At 40.3% G+C, this 14561-nt stretch carries 12 protein-coding genes, 1 other RNA gene and 1 other annotated feature; of the genes, 11 read left to right on the top strand and 2 right to left on the bottom strand.

Annotation, left to right across the window (positions count from 1 at the left end; all coding sequences use genetic code 11):
• Positions 1 to 6: 6 nt before the first annotated feature.
• Entirely contained in the window at positions 7 to 450 is a 444-nt protein-coding gene (dtd, locus tag V7150_RS11885) for a D-aminoacyl-tRNA deacylase (protein WP_335518055.1), read from the top strand.
• 256 nt (positions 451 to 706) lie between these two features.
• On the opposite strand, the gene V7150_RS11880 is transcribed toward dtd, so the two are convergent.
• Positions 707 to 2473, bottom strand: coding sequence for an SH3 domain-containing protein (locus V7150_RS11880; protein ID WP_335518052.1), 1767 nt, complete (start codon positions 2471 to 2473; stop codon positions 707 to 709).
• A 248-nt stretch (positions 2474 to 2721) separates the two neighbouring features.
• Between V7150_RS11880 and V7150_RS11875 the strand changes: the two genes are divergently transcribed.
• The 7 genes from V7150_RS11875 to V7150_RS11845 all read left to right on the top strand — a co-directional run bounded on the left by V7150_RS11875 (position 2722) and on the right by V7150_RS11845 (position 9954).
• Complete coding sequence (locus V7150_RS11875) at positions 2722 to 2898, top strand: hypothetical protein (protein ID WP_335518050.1); 177 nt, start codon at positions 2722 to 2724, stop codon at positions 2896 to 2898.
• A 60-nt stretch (positions 2899 to 2958) separates the two neighbouring features.
• Positions 2959 to 3196: a binding site (T-box leader), on the top strand.
• 90 nt (positions 3197 to 3286) lie between these two features.
• On the top strand, positions 3287 to 4558 hold the full coding sequence (gene hisS, locus V7150_RS11870) for a histidine--tRNA ligase (protein WP_335518047.1): 1272 nt from the start codon (positions 3287 to 3289) through the stop codon (positions 4556 to 4558).
• A gap of 12 nt (positions 4559 to 4570) precedes the next feature.
• Entirely contained in the window at positions 4571 to 6340 is a 1770-nt protein-coding gene (aspS, locus tag V7150_RS11865) for an aspartate--tRNA ligase (RefSeq protein ID WP_335518044.1), read from the top strand.
• 67 nt (positions 6341 to 6407) lie between these two features.
• Positions 6408 to 6605: non-coding RNA, 6S RNA (gene ssrS, locus V7150_RS11860), on the top strand.
• 162 nt (positions 6606 to 6767) lie between these two features.
• A complete protein-coding gene (locus V7150_RS11855; protein WP_335518041.1) occupies positions 6768 to 7535 on the top strand; it encodes a tRNA threonylcarbamoyladenosine dehydratase in 768 nt (255 codons plus the stop codon).
• Positions 7536 to 8084: 549 nt separating this feature from the next.
• Complete coding sequence (locus tag V7150_RS11850) at positions 8085 to 9011, top strand: ABC transporter ATP-binding protein (protein ID WP_335518038.1); 927 nt, start codon at positions 8085 to 8087, stop codon at positions 9009 to 9011.
• A complete protein-coding gene (locus tag V7150_RS11845) occupies positions 9004 to 9954 on the top strand; it encodes an ABC transporter permease (protein WP_335518035.1) in 951 nt (316 codons plus the stop codon). The genes V7150_RS11850 and V7150_RS11845 overlap by 8 nt, the downstream gene beginning before the upstream one ends.
• 68 nt (positions 9955 to 10022) lie before the next feature.
• Here V7150_RS11845 and V7150_RS11840 read toward each other — a convergent pair whose 3' ends face one another.
• Positions 10023 to 11294, bottom strand: coding sequence for a replication-associated recombination protein A (locus V7150_RS11840; protein ID WP_335518032.1), 1272 nt, complete (start codon positions 11292 to 11294; stop codon positions 10023 to 10025).
• Positions 11295 to 11685: 391 nt separating this feature from the next.
• On the opposite strand from V7150_RS11840, the gene cymR reads away from it, so the two are divergent.
• The 3 genes from cymR to mnmA are packed head-to-tail and all read left to right on the top strand — an operon-like array spanning position 11686 to position 14448.
• Positions 11686 to 12105: a cysteine metabolism transcriptional regulator CymR gene (cymR, locus tag V7150_RS11835; RefSeq protein ID WP_335518030.1), complete on the top strand. Its 420-nt coding sequence runs from the start codon at positions 11686 to 11688 to the stop codon at positions 12103 to 12105.
• A 43-nt stretch (positions 12106 to 12148) separates the two neighbouring features.
• Positions 12149 to 13291 (top strand): cysteine desulfurase family protein, encoded by a 1143-nt coding sequence (locus tag V7150_RS11830; protein WP_335518028.1) that lies wholly within the window; start codon positions 12149 to 12151, stop codon positions 13289 to 13291.
• A 38-nt stretch (positions 13292 to 13329) separates the two neighbouring features.
• Complete coding sequence (gene mnmA, locus V7150_RS11825; RefSeq protein ID WP_335518025.1) at positions 13330 to 14448, top strand: tRNA 2-thiouridine(34) synthase MnmA; 1119 nt, start codon at positions 13330 to 13332, stop codon at positions 14446 to 14448.
• Positions 14449 to 14561: the final 113 nt, after the last annotated feature.

Here is a 14561-nt window from a genome sequence, read left to right as displayed (position 1 = left end):
TCAAGTATGAGAGTAGTTGTACAACGCAGCAAAGCGGCTAGGGTAACCGTCGACGGTGAAGTGACGGGGCAGATTACAAAAGGATTTGTCCTTCTGGTCGGTGTGACCCATGAGGATAAGGAAGAGGATGCGGCATACTTAGCAGATAAAATTGCTAATTTAAGGGTTTTTGAAGATGCGGATGGAAAAATGAATTTGTCATTGTTGGATGTTGGCGGTGAAATTCTTTCTGTTTCTCAATTTACTCTTTATGGAGATTGCCGTAAAGGGAGAAGACCTAGTTTCATCGAAGCGGCTAGACCAGAGCAAGCAGTTGAGCTATATGAGGCTTTTAACGGTATGCTTCGTGAAAAAGGGATTCGCGTTGAAACAGGTGTTTTTGGTGCTATGATGGATGTCCAATTGACCAATGACGGTCCTGTGACGTTGATTTTGGAAAGTAAAGCATAATAAACAGGCTTTGCACTTGGGAAGGTATAGTGCGAAGCTTTTTTTTGTGAGTAAATTCGATTTAATTGGAAATGATGTCCATTAAATGTAGTGAATGTCTGAAAAGATGTAATGAGTTTTCCAAAATAGATAGTAAGTACTCAAAATAATGTAGTAAGTGTTTGAAAATATGTAATAATTGTCCCAAATTATGTCGTAAATGAAACTACTCAATAGAAAAGGCCCTAGAAGTGTAGACTCTTCTAGGGCTTTTTTCTTAATTATTCTTAAAAAACCTAGCCAATCCGTTATACAAACCTGATGCAGCATTTTCCTGGAATGTGCTGGAGTTAAGGGTCATTTCCTCCTCAGGGTTGCTTAAATAGCCAAGCTCCAAGAGAACAGCTTTTTTACTATTTTCTCGTATCACATGGAAATCACCAATGCGCACGCCGCGATCTATCAATTTCGTCTGTCCAATTGTGGAAGCATAAAGCGTCTCGGCTAATGATTTTTGATATAAATGATAATAAAAGCCCGTCATACCGCGGACACTGCGGTCTATATTGCTATCGTAATGCAAACTGATGAAGGCATCAGCATCTTTAAACTGAGCAGCACTTACTCGGGATGGAAGCGTAATAAAAGAGTCATTGCTTCTAGTTAGATAGACATTTGCACCAGCAGCACTTAACTTATCGTACAACAGCCGGGCTGTCCTTAGTGTCAGGTTCTTCTCTAATGTTCCGTTCGAGCCTGTTGTCCCGTTATCTCCACCGCCATGTCCGGGGTCAAGAACAATAGTTTTGTTTTTAAGATAACTTTCTGCTCCTAACTTCTGAATCTGCGGTTTTGTACCATTAGTCGAAACAATCCAGCCTGCAACATACCCCGTTTTTCCGTTCTTCAGTATTACCTCATACCAGTCATTCACAATACCTTTAACAGAAAAAACTTCTCCTTCGTTTGCCAGCTTAATGACATCTGACTGGACGTCAGCTTCTTTTCGGATATTTGTCCCATTATGTAGGATGGTAATCGTACTTTCCTTCTGAGCTTGTCCAGACTGGGAATTTGCTGTCGTTTTATCAAGATACCACCCAGCAACCCATCCGAATCTACCAGCCTTATATTCTATTTTAACCCAATTGTTATTTTCCTCCAAAATGGCAAAGCTTTGCCCCTTTGTCACAGTTCCAATAATGCTGGTATCCAATGATGAACCTGAGCGAACACTTAGACTGCCAGCTGTTACCGTTCCATTGATCCCACTCAATATTTTCTTAGGTGTGTCCTTTGAAGCTCCCGTTTGCGTGTTAATAAATTCCGAATTTACCCATCCTTTCAGATTTGAAAAACCAATCTCCAGCCAATTATTTTGTTTGGAGTATATTGTTACGCTCGTACCCTTGGTTAATTTCCCAATAATAGAGCTGGTTGTAGATGGTTCTTGCCGTACATTTACTGTATCGCCATCCACCACGCCTATACCCTTGCTATTGGAAGGAGCAGGAGTTTGATTGCTTTCCTGCTTAACAGTTTTTGTTTCTAAAAAATCTCTAGCGACCCAGCCTTCACCGAAGGAGAAGGTAATTTTATACCAGTTTTCATTTTGATCAAGAATTGTCACTTCTTGTCCTTTATTTAGGAGTCCGACAATTCGGAAGCTTGTCCCAGGGCCGGAGCGAACCCTTAATTGATCTGTGTTGGCTTTGGCAATTATATTTTTATTTCCGGTAGACGATGCAGCAGTAGCAGCTTTAGAATTGTTATCCTTCGTTACAAGCCAATTAACGACCCAGCCTGTTTTACCATATGATAGCTGAATCTCGATCCAATCACCTTTTTCTTTCACAATGGAATACTTTTCGCTTCGATTGGCGATTTTTACCAAGGGATAGCTTAACCCTGGGCCGCCGCGAACGTTGACGGCATCAGAGGAAATGGTTAGCGAACTACTTGCAGCACTACTTTTTCCTTGGGGCAGGAAAGTCCCGAAAACAAGAATGATAGACAATAACAGAAATATAAACTTTTTGACCATCGGTTCCCTCCTTTGTAATTTATTTTATCGTAAAAGCTAGAGAAATTCATTCCTTAATTGTTAAAAAAGGCCAACATAGGCATTAATAATCATATTCACATGCAAGTTTTTCACCGTTGATGGAAATAATAGTAAAGAAAACTCGCTGCATGGCGAGCTCTAAGTGAGAAGACAGAGGTGTAGTTGCCCTTATGTTTGATAGGAAGTTATCCTTTCCTATTAGCAAAAAAAGATAGAGGTGATTAGGTATGAGATCGAGTGAAAAAGGCATAAACATCCAATCAATGGATGGACGTTTCTTCGGTGTGGATTTTCATGATTTTATTCAAAAAGAACAGCATGCTACCTCATTTGAGCTTGCATCAGAATTCGGATTATCGATGGGGGATGTCAGAAAGTTAAAAAAACATTTAGAAAGATCGTAATTCTTTCTTGACATTACTAACTTTGCTCCGTATTATTATATAAATAAAATGAAATATTGGATATAACCAATGATGGAGCATAGTAATTAAGCTAACCCATGAAAAGAGAGGAAATGCCTTAGGCTGAAAGCATTTCTGCATGTGCCTTAATGAATGAACACTCCGTAGGCTTCTCTCTGAAAAAGCCATGGCTCTACTAGGAGAAGAACGTAGCAGGCGTTAACTGTTTAAGAGGAAGGGCATACATTATGCCTTTCAACTAGGGTGGCACCGCGGGATCAAAACTCCCGTCCCTTGTATTTATACAAGGGACGGGAGTTTTTTATTTATTTATTTTTATAAAACTACTTACATAGAAGTTAATTTATTCAAGAGGAGGTTTATCACAATGTCAATAAGCATTCCAAGAGGCACGCAGGATATCCTGCCTGGAGAAGTTGAAAAGTGGCAGCTGATAGAAGCAAAAGCGAGAGAGCTTTGCGAGAAATATCAATACCAGGAAATTCGTACCCCAATTTTTGAACATACTGATCTTTTTTCAAGAGGTGTAGGTGATTCAACTGATATTGTTCAAAAAGAAATGTACACATTTGAAGACCGGGGGAAACGCAGTATCACCCTTAGACCCGAAGGAACGGCAGCGGTTGTTCGCTCGTTTGTTGAGAAGAAAATGTTCGGGCTTGCGAATCAGCCCGTTAAGCTCTATTACATGGGGCCGATGTTCCGATACGAACGCCCGCAGGCAGGGCGCTTCCGCCAGTTCGTCCAATTTGGTGTCGAAGCCTTGGGCAGTAATGATCCGGCAATTGATGCTGAGGTTATTTCCCTAGCAATGAATCTATACAAAGAAATGGGATTGCAAAAACTGAAACTCATTATCAACAGCCTGGGTGATAAGGAAAGTCGAACTGCACATCGTGAGGCATTAGTGAACCACTTTAAACCGCGTATCGGTGAATTTTGTCATGACTGTCAAAACCGTCTTGAAAAAAATCCACTTAGAATTCTCGATTGTAAGCAGGATCGCGATCATGAATTAATGAAATCAGCACCATCAATTCTTGATTATTTAAATGATTATTCAAAAGCCTATTTTGAAAAATTACAACACTATTTAACTCAGCTTGATATTCCGTTTGAGGTCGATGCTAACCTTGTACGGGGCTTGGATTATTATAATCACACTGCCTTTGAGATTATGAGTAATGCTGAAGGTTTCGGTGCGATTACCACTTTATGCGGTGGCGGCAGGTATAACGGATTAGCGGAGGAAATTGGCGGCCCGGAAACGCCTGGGATTGGCTTTGCTTTAAGTATTGAACGGTTTATCGCTGCTCTTAACGCAGAAGGTATTGAGCTTGAGGTAAACCAAGGGATTGATTGCTACCTCGCTGCGCTAGGAGAGGAAGCAAAGGATTACACCGTGGGGCTATTGCAGCAGCTGCGCCTGGCTGGTTTTTCCGCCGAAAGAGATTATTTGGATCGAAAAATCAAAGCACAATTTAAAGCAGCTGATCGTTTAAAAGCAAAATATGTAGTCGTTCTTGGTGACGATGAGCTTAAAAACAACAAAATTAATGTAAAAAATATGGCAACAGGTGAACAAGTAGAATTAGACCTAGTTTCTTTCATAAGACAATTTCAGGAATTGCAATCATAAAGGAGGATTAACATGTTTGGCAGATCGTATTTTTGTGGAGAAGTTCCAGAGTCCTCAGTAGGGGAAAAGGTAACATTAAAAGGATGGGTTCAAAAACGACGTGATCTTGGCGGATTAATTTTTATCGATCTTCGCGACCGCACAGGTATTGTTCAGGTTGTCTTTAATCCTGATTTATCTAAGGAAGCACTACAGACAGCGGAAAAAATCCGTAATGAATATGTACTCGATGTGGTTGGAACGGTCGTAAGCAGGGAACCTTCAACAATCAATGAGACCCTTAAAACGGGGAAAATTGAGGTGCAAGCTGAAAAAGTTACGATTATTAATGAAGCGAAAACCCCTCCGTTTACGATTTCTGATAGAACAGATGCGTCAGAAGATGTACGGTTAAAATACCGTTATTTAGATTTCCGCCGCCCGGTCATTTTTGAAACATTAAAAATGCGCCATCAGGTGACGAAACAAATTAGAGATTTTCTCGATAGCGAGGGCTTTTTAGATATTGAAACACCTATTTTGACAAAAAGCACTCCTGAGGGAGCACGTGATTATTTAGTTCCTAGCCGTGTTCATCCAGGTGAATTTTATGCACTGCCGCAATCACCACAGTTGTTTAAACAATTGCTCATGGTAGGCGGGATTGAACGGTATTATCAAATCGCCCGCTGCTTCCGTGATGAAGACTTGCGTGCAGACCGTCAGCCAGAATTCACCCAAATTGATATTGAAACAAGTTTCATGAGCCAAGAAGATATCATGGGCATGATGGAAAAAATGATGTCTCAACTGATGAAAAAGGTAAAAGGTGTGGAAGTTTCTCATGTCTTCCCACGCATGACTTATGATGAAGCGATGAGCCGTTTTGGTTCTGATAAACCGGATACCCGATTTGGATTGGAGCTCGTTGACCTTTCTGAAATCGTGAAGGATTCAGGCTTTAAAGTGTTTGCTTCAACTGTTGCTAACGGCGGCCAGGTAAAAGCGATTAATGTTAAAGATGCAGCAGAAAAGTATTCACGTAAAGATATTGATGCTTTAACAGAATTTGTTGCTGTTTATGGTGCGAAAGGTCTTGCTTGGCTTAAAGTGGATGCAGAGGGCTTGAAGGGCCCAATTGCGAAATTCTTTTCTGAAGAGGAAGCCCAGGCACTTATAGCGACTCTTGAAGCATCAGAAGGGGATTTGCTCCTGTTTGTTGCGGATAAGAAAACTGTTGTCGCTGACGCCCTTGGTGCCTTAAGACTAAAGCTTGGAAAGGAATTAGGGTTAATCGACCAAAGTCTGTTCCATTTCTTATGGGTTACGGACTGGCCGCTTTTAGAGTACGATGAGGAAGAAGGCCGTTATTACGCTGCCCACCATCCATTTACGATGCCGTTTAGGGAAGACCTTGAATACCTGGATTCTGACCCTTCAAAGGTACGTGCACAAGCGTATGACCTTGTGTTGAACGGCTATGAGCTTGGTGGTGGATCACTCCGTATTTTTGAACGTCCAATACAAGAAAAAATGTTTAGTGTTCTTGGATTTTCACCAGAGGAGGCGATTGAACAATTCGGCTTCCTCATGAATGCTTTTGAATATGGAACACCTCCTCATGGCGGTATTGCTCTTGGACTAGACCGCTTGGTAATGCTGCTTGCCGGCAGCTCTAACTTACGTGATACAATTGCATTTCCAAAGACAGCGAGCGCAAGCTGCTTACTTACCGAAGCACCTAGTGAGGTATCTGAGGCTCAATTGTCAGAATTGAATTTGTCACTAAATGTTAAAAAATAACAGAAAATCGCTTTCATGAATTCTTGAAGGTCAAATCAATATATGTTATTATAAAAGCAATTAAAGAAGAGTCCTGAAATGTACGTTGTGTTACCTGAAGTTTTGACCGAACATTTTTTATTCGGGAGTCTGGAGTTTTCTGATTGCGTAAATGCCCCACTCTTTTACGGGTAAGGGGACTTACAATACCGGAAACAGGACACCCCCCTGCTGAGTGCGGGATCAAAACTAAGGATCGAGAAGCAACGGCACCATTGGGACTCTTTTCTATTGCTTAAAAATCAACCTCCTGGCAGTGTCGGGAGGTTTTATTCTTGTATTTATCATGATAATTCCTATAAAAATACTTGTTTTTGTAGGGCAGTATGATATATTTTTTACGTGAAAAAATAATTGAAAAGTGAATTTGAATTTGGAGTGAATATACATGCTGCATCAATTTTCTCGTAATGAGCTTGCAATTGGTAAAGAAGGACTAGAAATTATGAAAAACAGTACAGTTGCCGTTTTAGGTATTGGAGGTGTCGGTTCATTTGCCGCAGAAGCACTTGCCCGCTCAGGAGTTGGCCGTTTAGTTTTAATCGATAAAGATGATGTAGATATCACCAACATCAACCGACAGCTAATTGCCCTGCTTTCAACGGTTGGGAGACCGAAAGTAGAAATCATGCAGGAGCGGATTAAGGATATAAATCCTGATTGCGAGGTAATTGCACTTAAGATGTTTTACACAGAGGAAACCTATGATGACATTTTTGGCTACAACTTGGATTTTGTTGTGGATGCCTCAGATACGATTATTTATAAAATCCATTTGATGAAAGAATGTTTAAAAAGAAAGATCCCGATTATTTCAAGTATGGGAGCAGCCAATAAAATGGATCCAACACGGTTTCAAATTGCAGATATTTCAAAAACACATACGGACCCGATTGCAAAGGTTATTCGCACTAAGCTGCGCAAGGAGCGAATCCATAAAGGCATTCCGGTTGTCTTTTCTGATGAAAGCCCAATAGTCATCCGAGAGGACATTAAAAAAGAAGTAGGAAATGAAAATGCGGTAATCCGCAAAGCACAAATGCCGCCTGCATCCAATGCCTTTGTGCCATCTGCCGCAGGTTTGATTATGGCGAGCTATGTGGTGCGGGAATTACTAAAAGATATTAAAATCCGGCGTGTTTCGGATGAGAAATAATCGCTGCGCCCTAAATCTAGATGGTTTAGGGTTTTTTACATTATTTTAGGAGGGGAGCTAGAACCGTTGACGGGTAAAATAGGGAAACTGACGGGTAAAAAGAAAAACTAGACGGGTAAATCATTCAAAATGACGGGTAAAATGAAAAATTAGACGGGTAAATCATTTAAAAGGACGGGTAAGGAAATAAATCCCCTAAAAAAGGTAACTTAGAAAGGGGTCAAAGGAGGATATCTACACGAGAAAAAACCTGGTTCTTAAATTTCCAAGGGGATAGATACATGAGCCTTGCTGTCATCTGGCTTTTTATATATCTTTTAACAGTATTTCACTTTTTACATATTGATTTTGTGCATTAGCTGCAATTCAAGGGGTTTTTGTGTTCTATCAGCGAATTCATTCAAAAGCAATTAATCTCAGTCTTCAGACCTAGAAATGATTCCATCCCAAGTCGTTTTTGAAAAATAGATTAATAAGTTTATAATAAAAAAGGAAATTATTTCAACAGTCAGTTAAACTAAGTTGAGGTAAAAAGAGAGGAGAGAGATTTTGGAAACAGTTGTTGAACTAAAAAATGTAACAAAAGTAATTAAAGGTAGGAAGATTATCGACGATATTAGCTTCCAAGTGAATAAAGGTGAGGTTTTTGGGTTTCTAGGCCCAAATGGTGCTGGGAAAACAACCACCATTCGTATGATTGTCGGCTTAATGGGGATTACTTCAGGGGATATTACAATTGGAGGCTCAAGTATTAAAACCCAGTTTGAGAATGCTGTAGGTCATGTCGGAGCCATCGTTGAAAATCCGGAAATGTATAAATTTTTAACCGGATATCAAAATCTTGTCCACTATGCAAGAATGTCTAAAGGCATTACAAAAGAAAAAATTGCGGAAACAGTTGAACTCGTTGGGTTAACCGAGCGGATTAATGACAAGGTAAAAACATATTCTCTCGGGATGCGACAACGATTGGGCTTAGCACAGTGCCTTTTACATGACCCGGATGTCCTCATTCTTGATGAGCCAACAAATGGCCTCGACCCGGCGGGAATCCGAGAAATCCGTGACTATGTCCGACAGCTTGCACGTGAAAAAAATATGGCCGTAATCGTCTCCAGTCATTTGCTTTCTGAAATGGAAATGATGTGTGATCGGATCGGAATCATTCAAAATGGTAAGTTGATAGATGTGCAGCTTGTCCAGGAATTTGTGCAGGGCACCGAAGTGACTTTTGAGTTGGAAGTTGTACCAAGTGACAAAGCCTTGGCGCTAGTGGAGGCCCACTATCCAGAAGTGCAAACCAACCATTCAAGAAACGGAATAACTATTGAGCTGTCAAAAGAAGAAATACCGAATCTCGTAAAAAAATTGGTAAGCGAAGATATTCAAATTTTTGGAATAAAAGAAACTGCAAAAACATTAGAAGATCGCTTCCTTGAAGTGACATCTGAAAAGGAGGCTGTAACTCGTGGTTAATTTAATCAAAAATGAATGGATGAAAATTTTTAAACGCCCTGGGACCTTTGTGATGATTGGGATGCTTATCGTTGCCATCACCTTAGTCGGGATTGTGGTCAAATCTCAACAAAATGATAAGAAATTTGTTCAGGATAAAAATTGGGAGCAAGTATTACAAGAGGAAAATAACGCATTAAAGCAACAGATGGCGCAAAGTCAAATAAAGACAGAAAAGCAATTTTTCAAAAAGGAAATCGCCATCAATGATTATCGTATCAAGCATCATATTCCACCTAAAGAGAAATATACTGTGTGGTCATTCGTAAAAGATACATCACAGCTAATTTTGTTTGCAGGATTGTTTATCATTATTGTTTCTGCCGGAATTGTTGCCAGTGAGTTTAATTGGGGGACCGTCAAACTGTTATTGATACGGCCAATTAACCGGACGAAAATTCTCCTTTCGAAGTATTTGACCGTGTTATTGTTTGCCTTGTTTATCATGGCGATTCTGTTTGTTTTCTCAACTGCACTTGGTGCCATCCTTTTTGGTATGCCGGACAAAGCGATTCCGTATTTAAATTATTATAATGGTCAAGTCACTGAGCAAAACATTGTTGTTCATTTGTTAATTTATTATGGTTTAAAGTCAATCGATACCATTATGCTGGTGACTATGGCTTTCATGATTTCTTCTGTTTTCCGGAATAGTTCACTGGCAATCGGCTTGTCACTGTTCTTGTTGTTTACCGGTGCCCAGTTTACTACCTTATTGTCGATGAAATTTGATTGGGCAAAATACATTTTGTTTGCGAACACAGATTTAATGCAATACTTCGAAGGCACGCCAATGGTAGAAGGGATGACATTAACCTTCTCAGTAATCATGCTGCTTGTATACTTTGCCATATTCCAATTCCTTGCGTTCTATGTCTTCAAAAAACGAGACGTAGCCGCATAACAGGTATCACGCTTTAAAGGTGTCAGGCACCATGTGAAATTTTCACATGGTGCCTGACACCTTTTCTACTATTTCGACCTTGTTAATTTTTCGTAGACTGTAGCTAATGCTTGTTCGAATTTTCCCGTTTTTTTGGGCTGATAGTATTGTTTGTTTTTTAGTTTGTTCGGTAAATATTGCTGTGGTACCCAGCCGGTTTCAAAATCGTGAGGGTATAGGTAACCGATGCCTCTGCCAAGTTCTTTTGCCCCTTTGTAATGGGCATCCTTAAGATGGTCTGGTACCTCGCCAACGATTCCTTTTTGAATATCGTCAAGGGCTGCTTGAATCGCCAAGACGGCAGAGTTTGATTTAGGTGATAAGCATAGTTCAATCACAGCATTTGCGAGCGGAATCTTTGCTTCGGGAAAACCAATTCTTTCTGCCGTTTCTATAGCAGCTAAAGTGCGTGCGCCAGCCTGCGGATTGGCAAGGCCGATATCTTCATAGGCAATTACAATCAAACGGCGGCTTATACTCGAAAGGTCGCCCGCTTCAATTAATCTGCCAAGATAGTGAAGAGACGCATTGACGTCACTTCCGCGGATTGATTTTTGAAAGGCGGACAGGACATCATAGTGTCCGTCACCGTCTTTATCGGCGACCAAGCTTTTCTTTTGCAAACATTCTTCAGCTGTAGTTACATCGATATGGATGATGTCATTTTCATCTGTATCCGTTGATAGTACCGCTAGTTCTAATGCGTTTAAGGAGCTTCTTACATCCCCATTCGAGCCTTGAGCAAAATGCTGTAAAGCTTGATCAGATATCTCTATTTTCAATCCACCAAATCCACGCTCCTCATCTTCAAGCGCGCGGGTTATTGCTTGCTTCACTTCATCAGGTGTTAACGGTTTTAGTTCGAAAATTTGACAGCGGCTGCGGATCGCTGGGTTAATCGCATGATAAGGGTTACTCGTGGTTGCCCCGATTAATACGATCATTCCGTTTTCTAAATATGGCAGTAAAAAATCCTGTTTCGCTTTATCTAAACGATGGACTTCATCAAGAAGCAGAATCACTTTCCCCGACATTTTTGCCTCTGCAGCAACAATCTCCATATCTTTTTTATTATTTGTGACCGCGTTTAGGGTCCGAAAGGCATATTTCGTACTTCCGGCAATGGCACTTGCAATCGAAGTTTTACCAATTCCAGGCGGTCCATATAAAATCATTGATGTCAGCTGTTTAGCCTTCACCATTCTGGCAATTATTTTTCCGTCACCAACCAGATGCTGTTGACCAACAACTTCTTCTATCGTTCTAGGACGCATACGAAATGCTAATGGTTTCTGCTGCATAATCATCTCTCCAAAAAACAAAGTTCGCTACTTATTACAATACCATTTTCCCTTGGCTAATAGTAAAGTATAAATTTTCCCAAATTTATACTTTACTAACGCATAAGTGCAACTACGCTTCTGTNNAATCAGCGAGTTTTCTTTAAAAAAGCATATTGAAGAAGAATATGATATAATTTCTAATGCCTATCAATTTACTGAGATATTTTTTTAACCCGCATAAACTGGCAGTAAGATCCTACCTTAAGACTTTTTTGGTAAAAAAAGGTTAACCAAGAGATCCACTGCCCGTAAAAGCCCGATCGGTTCAACTAACAATCAACCAGGATGGAAAAAAGCCTCCACTTATTGAAGATTTACATTATATAGATTACGAATAGAGGTGCAAGTTATGAAAATTTCTACTAAAGGACGTTATGGTCTGACCATCATGATTGAGCTTGCGAAAAAGTATGGTGAAGGGCCTACATCATTAAAAACCATTGCCCAAGCAAATGAATTATCGGAACATTATTTAGAGCAGCTAATTGCCCCACTCCGAAATGCAGGATTAGTAAAAAGCATCAGGGGTGCATATGGCGGCTACATTCTTACAAATGAGCCATCAAAAATTACTGCGGGCGATGTGATTCGCGTTTTAGAAGGACCAATTACTCCCGTTGAAGGAATTGAAGATGAAGAGCCTGCTAAGCGCGAGCTTTGGATTCGGATTCGCGATGCGATTAAAGACGTCTTGGATAATACAACATTAGAAGATTTGGCAAGTCATAGTGAGGATAATGAACCAGAGGGTTATATGTTTTATATTTAATGTGAAAAATAACTAGAGAATTATTTGGATTGAAGGTGTAACTATGGAACGAATTTATCTCGATCATGCCGCAACTACTCCTATGCACCCTAAGGTTATTGAAAGAATGCTTGAAGTGATGAATGCTACATTTGGAAATCCTTCTAGCATTCATTCATTTGGCAGGGAAGCCCGTCATTATATTGATTTAGCACGTGCAGCACTTGCCTTTAGTATTGGGGCAAAGGAAAACGAGATTATTTTTACAGGCGGTGGAACCGAAGCAGATAATATGGCGTTATTTGGGGTGGCTGAAAGCTGCAAGAATAACGGCAAGCATATTATTACAACTCAGGTGGAGCATCATGCCGTTCTTCATGCAAGCAAAAAATTAGAAAAGATGGGTTTTGAAGTTACCTATTTACCAGTCGATGAAACAGGTCGAATCTCTGTAGCAGACCTTGAAGCAGCATTAAGAGATGATACAATACTTGTTTCTGTCATGTATGGAAATAACGAAGTAGGAACGATTCAGCCGATTACGGAAATTGGACAACTATTGAAAAATCATCAAGCTATTTTCCATACCGATGCGGTTCAGGCTTATGGTGTGGAAGATATTGATGTCAATGAAAGCTTGATTGATTTATTATCAGTTTCTGCTCATAAAATTAATGGCCCAAAAGGAACGGGTTTTCTCTATGCAAGGTCTAATGTAAAAATTTCTCCTCGATTATTTGGCGGAGATCAAGAAAGAAAAAGACGTGCAGGAACTGAAAATGTTACCTCAATTGCTGGATTTCATGAAGCCGTCCTCATTTCAAGTGAAGAACGATCTGTCAAAAGAGAACGGTTTAAGGGGTTCAAGGAAGCTTTGCTGGAAAAGCTTCGTGCACTAGATGTAGAATTTGACATAAACGGATCACTTGAATATTCGCTGCCACATGTATTAAACTTAAGCTTTCCAGGGACAAATGTGGAGGCTATGCTTGTTAATCTTGATTTAGCAGGGATTGCCGTCTCAAGCGGGTCTGCGTGCACAGCTGGTTCAATTGAACCATCCCATGTCCTTGTTGCCATGTTTGGTAAACAATCAGATCGTTTAATCAACTCAATTCGATTCAGCTTCGGCTTTAATACGACGACTGAACAAGTCCTTAAAGCAGCAGAAGAAATCGCTAAGGTTGTTTCGCGTCTGAAAAAATAAATGTACAACGCAGCTTCAGAAAAGAGAGAGGTGAAAAAATGGAAAGAAAGGAACCAAAAAATACACGGGTTGTTGTCGGGATGTCCGGCGGAGTTGATTCGTCTGTAGCGGCGCTTTTATTAAAGCAGCAAGGCTATGACGTCATTGGCATTTTTATGAAAAACTGGGATGACACCGACGAAAACGGTGTTTGTACAGCAACGGAAGACTATGAGGATGTCATTCGTGTTTGCAATCAGATTGGCATTCCATATTATGCCGTTAATTTTGAAAAACAATATTGGGATAAGGTGTTCACCTATTTCCTTGATGAATATAAAGCGGGCAGGACACCTAATCCTGACGTGATGTGCAACAAAGAAATTAAATTTAAAGCATTCATGGAGCATGCCATGAATTTAGGTGCTGACTATCTTGCCACTGGTCATTATGCCCGTGTCGAATACCGTGATGGAGAATATAAAATGCTCCGTGGTCTTGACGAAAATAAAGACCAAACGTATTTCCTGAATCAGTTGACACAGGAACAAATCAGTAAAGTGATGTTCCCTATTGGAAATCTTGAAAAATCAAAAGTAAGGGAAATTGCGAAGGAAGCAAACCTCGCAACTGCCACTAAAAAGGACAGCACCGGTATCTGCTTCATTGGAGAACGGAATTTTAAAGAGTTTTTAGGTCAATACTTACCTGCTCAGCCAGGAAATATGGAAACATTTGTCGGTGAAGTTAAGGGAAAGCATGAAGGTCTTATGTACCATACGATTGGTCAGCGCCATGGATTAGGGATTGGCGGTTCTGGCGAGCCATGGTTTGCCATTGGCAAGGATTTAAAAAGAAATATCCTTTATGTTGGACAAGGCTTCCATCATGAAAAATTGTATTCTGATGCGATTACCGCTGTAAATGTAAGCTGGGTATCAAATCGTGAAAAGTCAGCAGAGTTTGACTGTACGGCCAAATTCCGTTATCGCCAGGAAGATCATAAAGTGACCGTTCGTCTCTTAGAAGGAGATAAGGTCCAAGTTTTATTCCACGAACCGATTCGGGCTATTACCCCAGGGCAAGCAGCTGTTTTTTATAATGGCGACGAATGCCTTGGCGGCGGAACAATCGATGAAGTGTATAAAAATGGTGAACGTTTAACATATGTTGGCTAATATTTGACCCTGATTCCTATTTTGGAGTCGGGGTTTCTTTGTGCTCAAAATTTCAGTTTGGCGGAATTGATCGGAAAGTTGGCGGAATTCCTTCGAAGTTTGGCGGAATAAAT

The sequence above is a fragment of the Neobacillus drentensis genome, assembly GCF_036965245.1.
GTDB classification, from domain to species: Bacteria; Bacillota; Bacilli; order Bacillales; family Cytobacillaceae; genus Neobacillus; species Neobacillus drentensis_G.
The sequence above is the reverse complement of the archived record's forward strand: the minus strand, read 5'-3'. Positions and strand labels throughout refer to the sequence as shown.

Coding starts and splice junctions, on each gene's coding strand:
- dtd (WP_335518055.1), top strand. CDS start 7: ATGAGAGTAGTTGTACAACGCAGCAAAGCGGCTAGGGTAACCGTCGAC.
- V7150_RS11880 (WP_335518052.1), bottom strand. CDS start 2,473: ATGGTCAAAAAGTTTATATTTCTGTTATTGTCTATCATTCTTGTTTTC.
- V7150_RS11875 (WP_335518050.1), top strand. CDS start 2,722: ATGAGATCGAGTGAAAAAGGCATAAACATCCAATCAATGGATGGACGT.
- hisS (WP_335518047.1), top strand. CDS start 3,287: ATGTCAATAAGCATTCCAAGAGGCACGCAGGATATCCTGCCTGGAGAA.
- aspS (WP_335518044.1), top strand. CDS start 4,571: ATGTTTGGCAGATCGTATTTTTGTGGAGAAGTTCCAGAGTCCTCAGTA.
- V7150_RS11855 (WP_335518041.1), top strand. CDS start 6,768: ATGCTGCATCAATTTTCTCGTAATGAGCTTGCAATTGGTAAAGAAGGA.
- V7150_RS11840 (WP_335518032.1), bottom strand. CDS start 11,294: ATGCAGCAGAAACCATTAGCATTTCGTATGCGTCCTAGAACGATAGAA.
- cymR (WP_335518030.1), top strand. CDS start 11,686: ATGAAAATTTCTACTAAAGGACGTTATGGTCTGACCATCATGATTGAG.
- V7150_RS11830 (WP_335518028.1), top strand. CDS start 12,149: ATGGAACGAATTTATCTCGATCATGCCGCAACTACTCCTATGCACCCT.
- mnmA (WP_335518025.1), top strand. CDS start 13,330: ATGGAAAGAAAGGAACCAAAAAATACACGGGTTGTTGTCGGGATGTCC.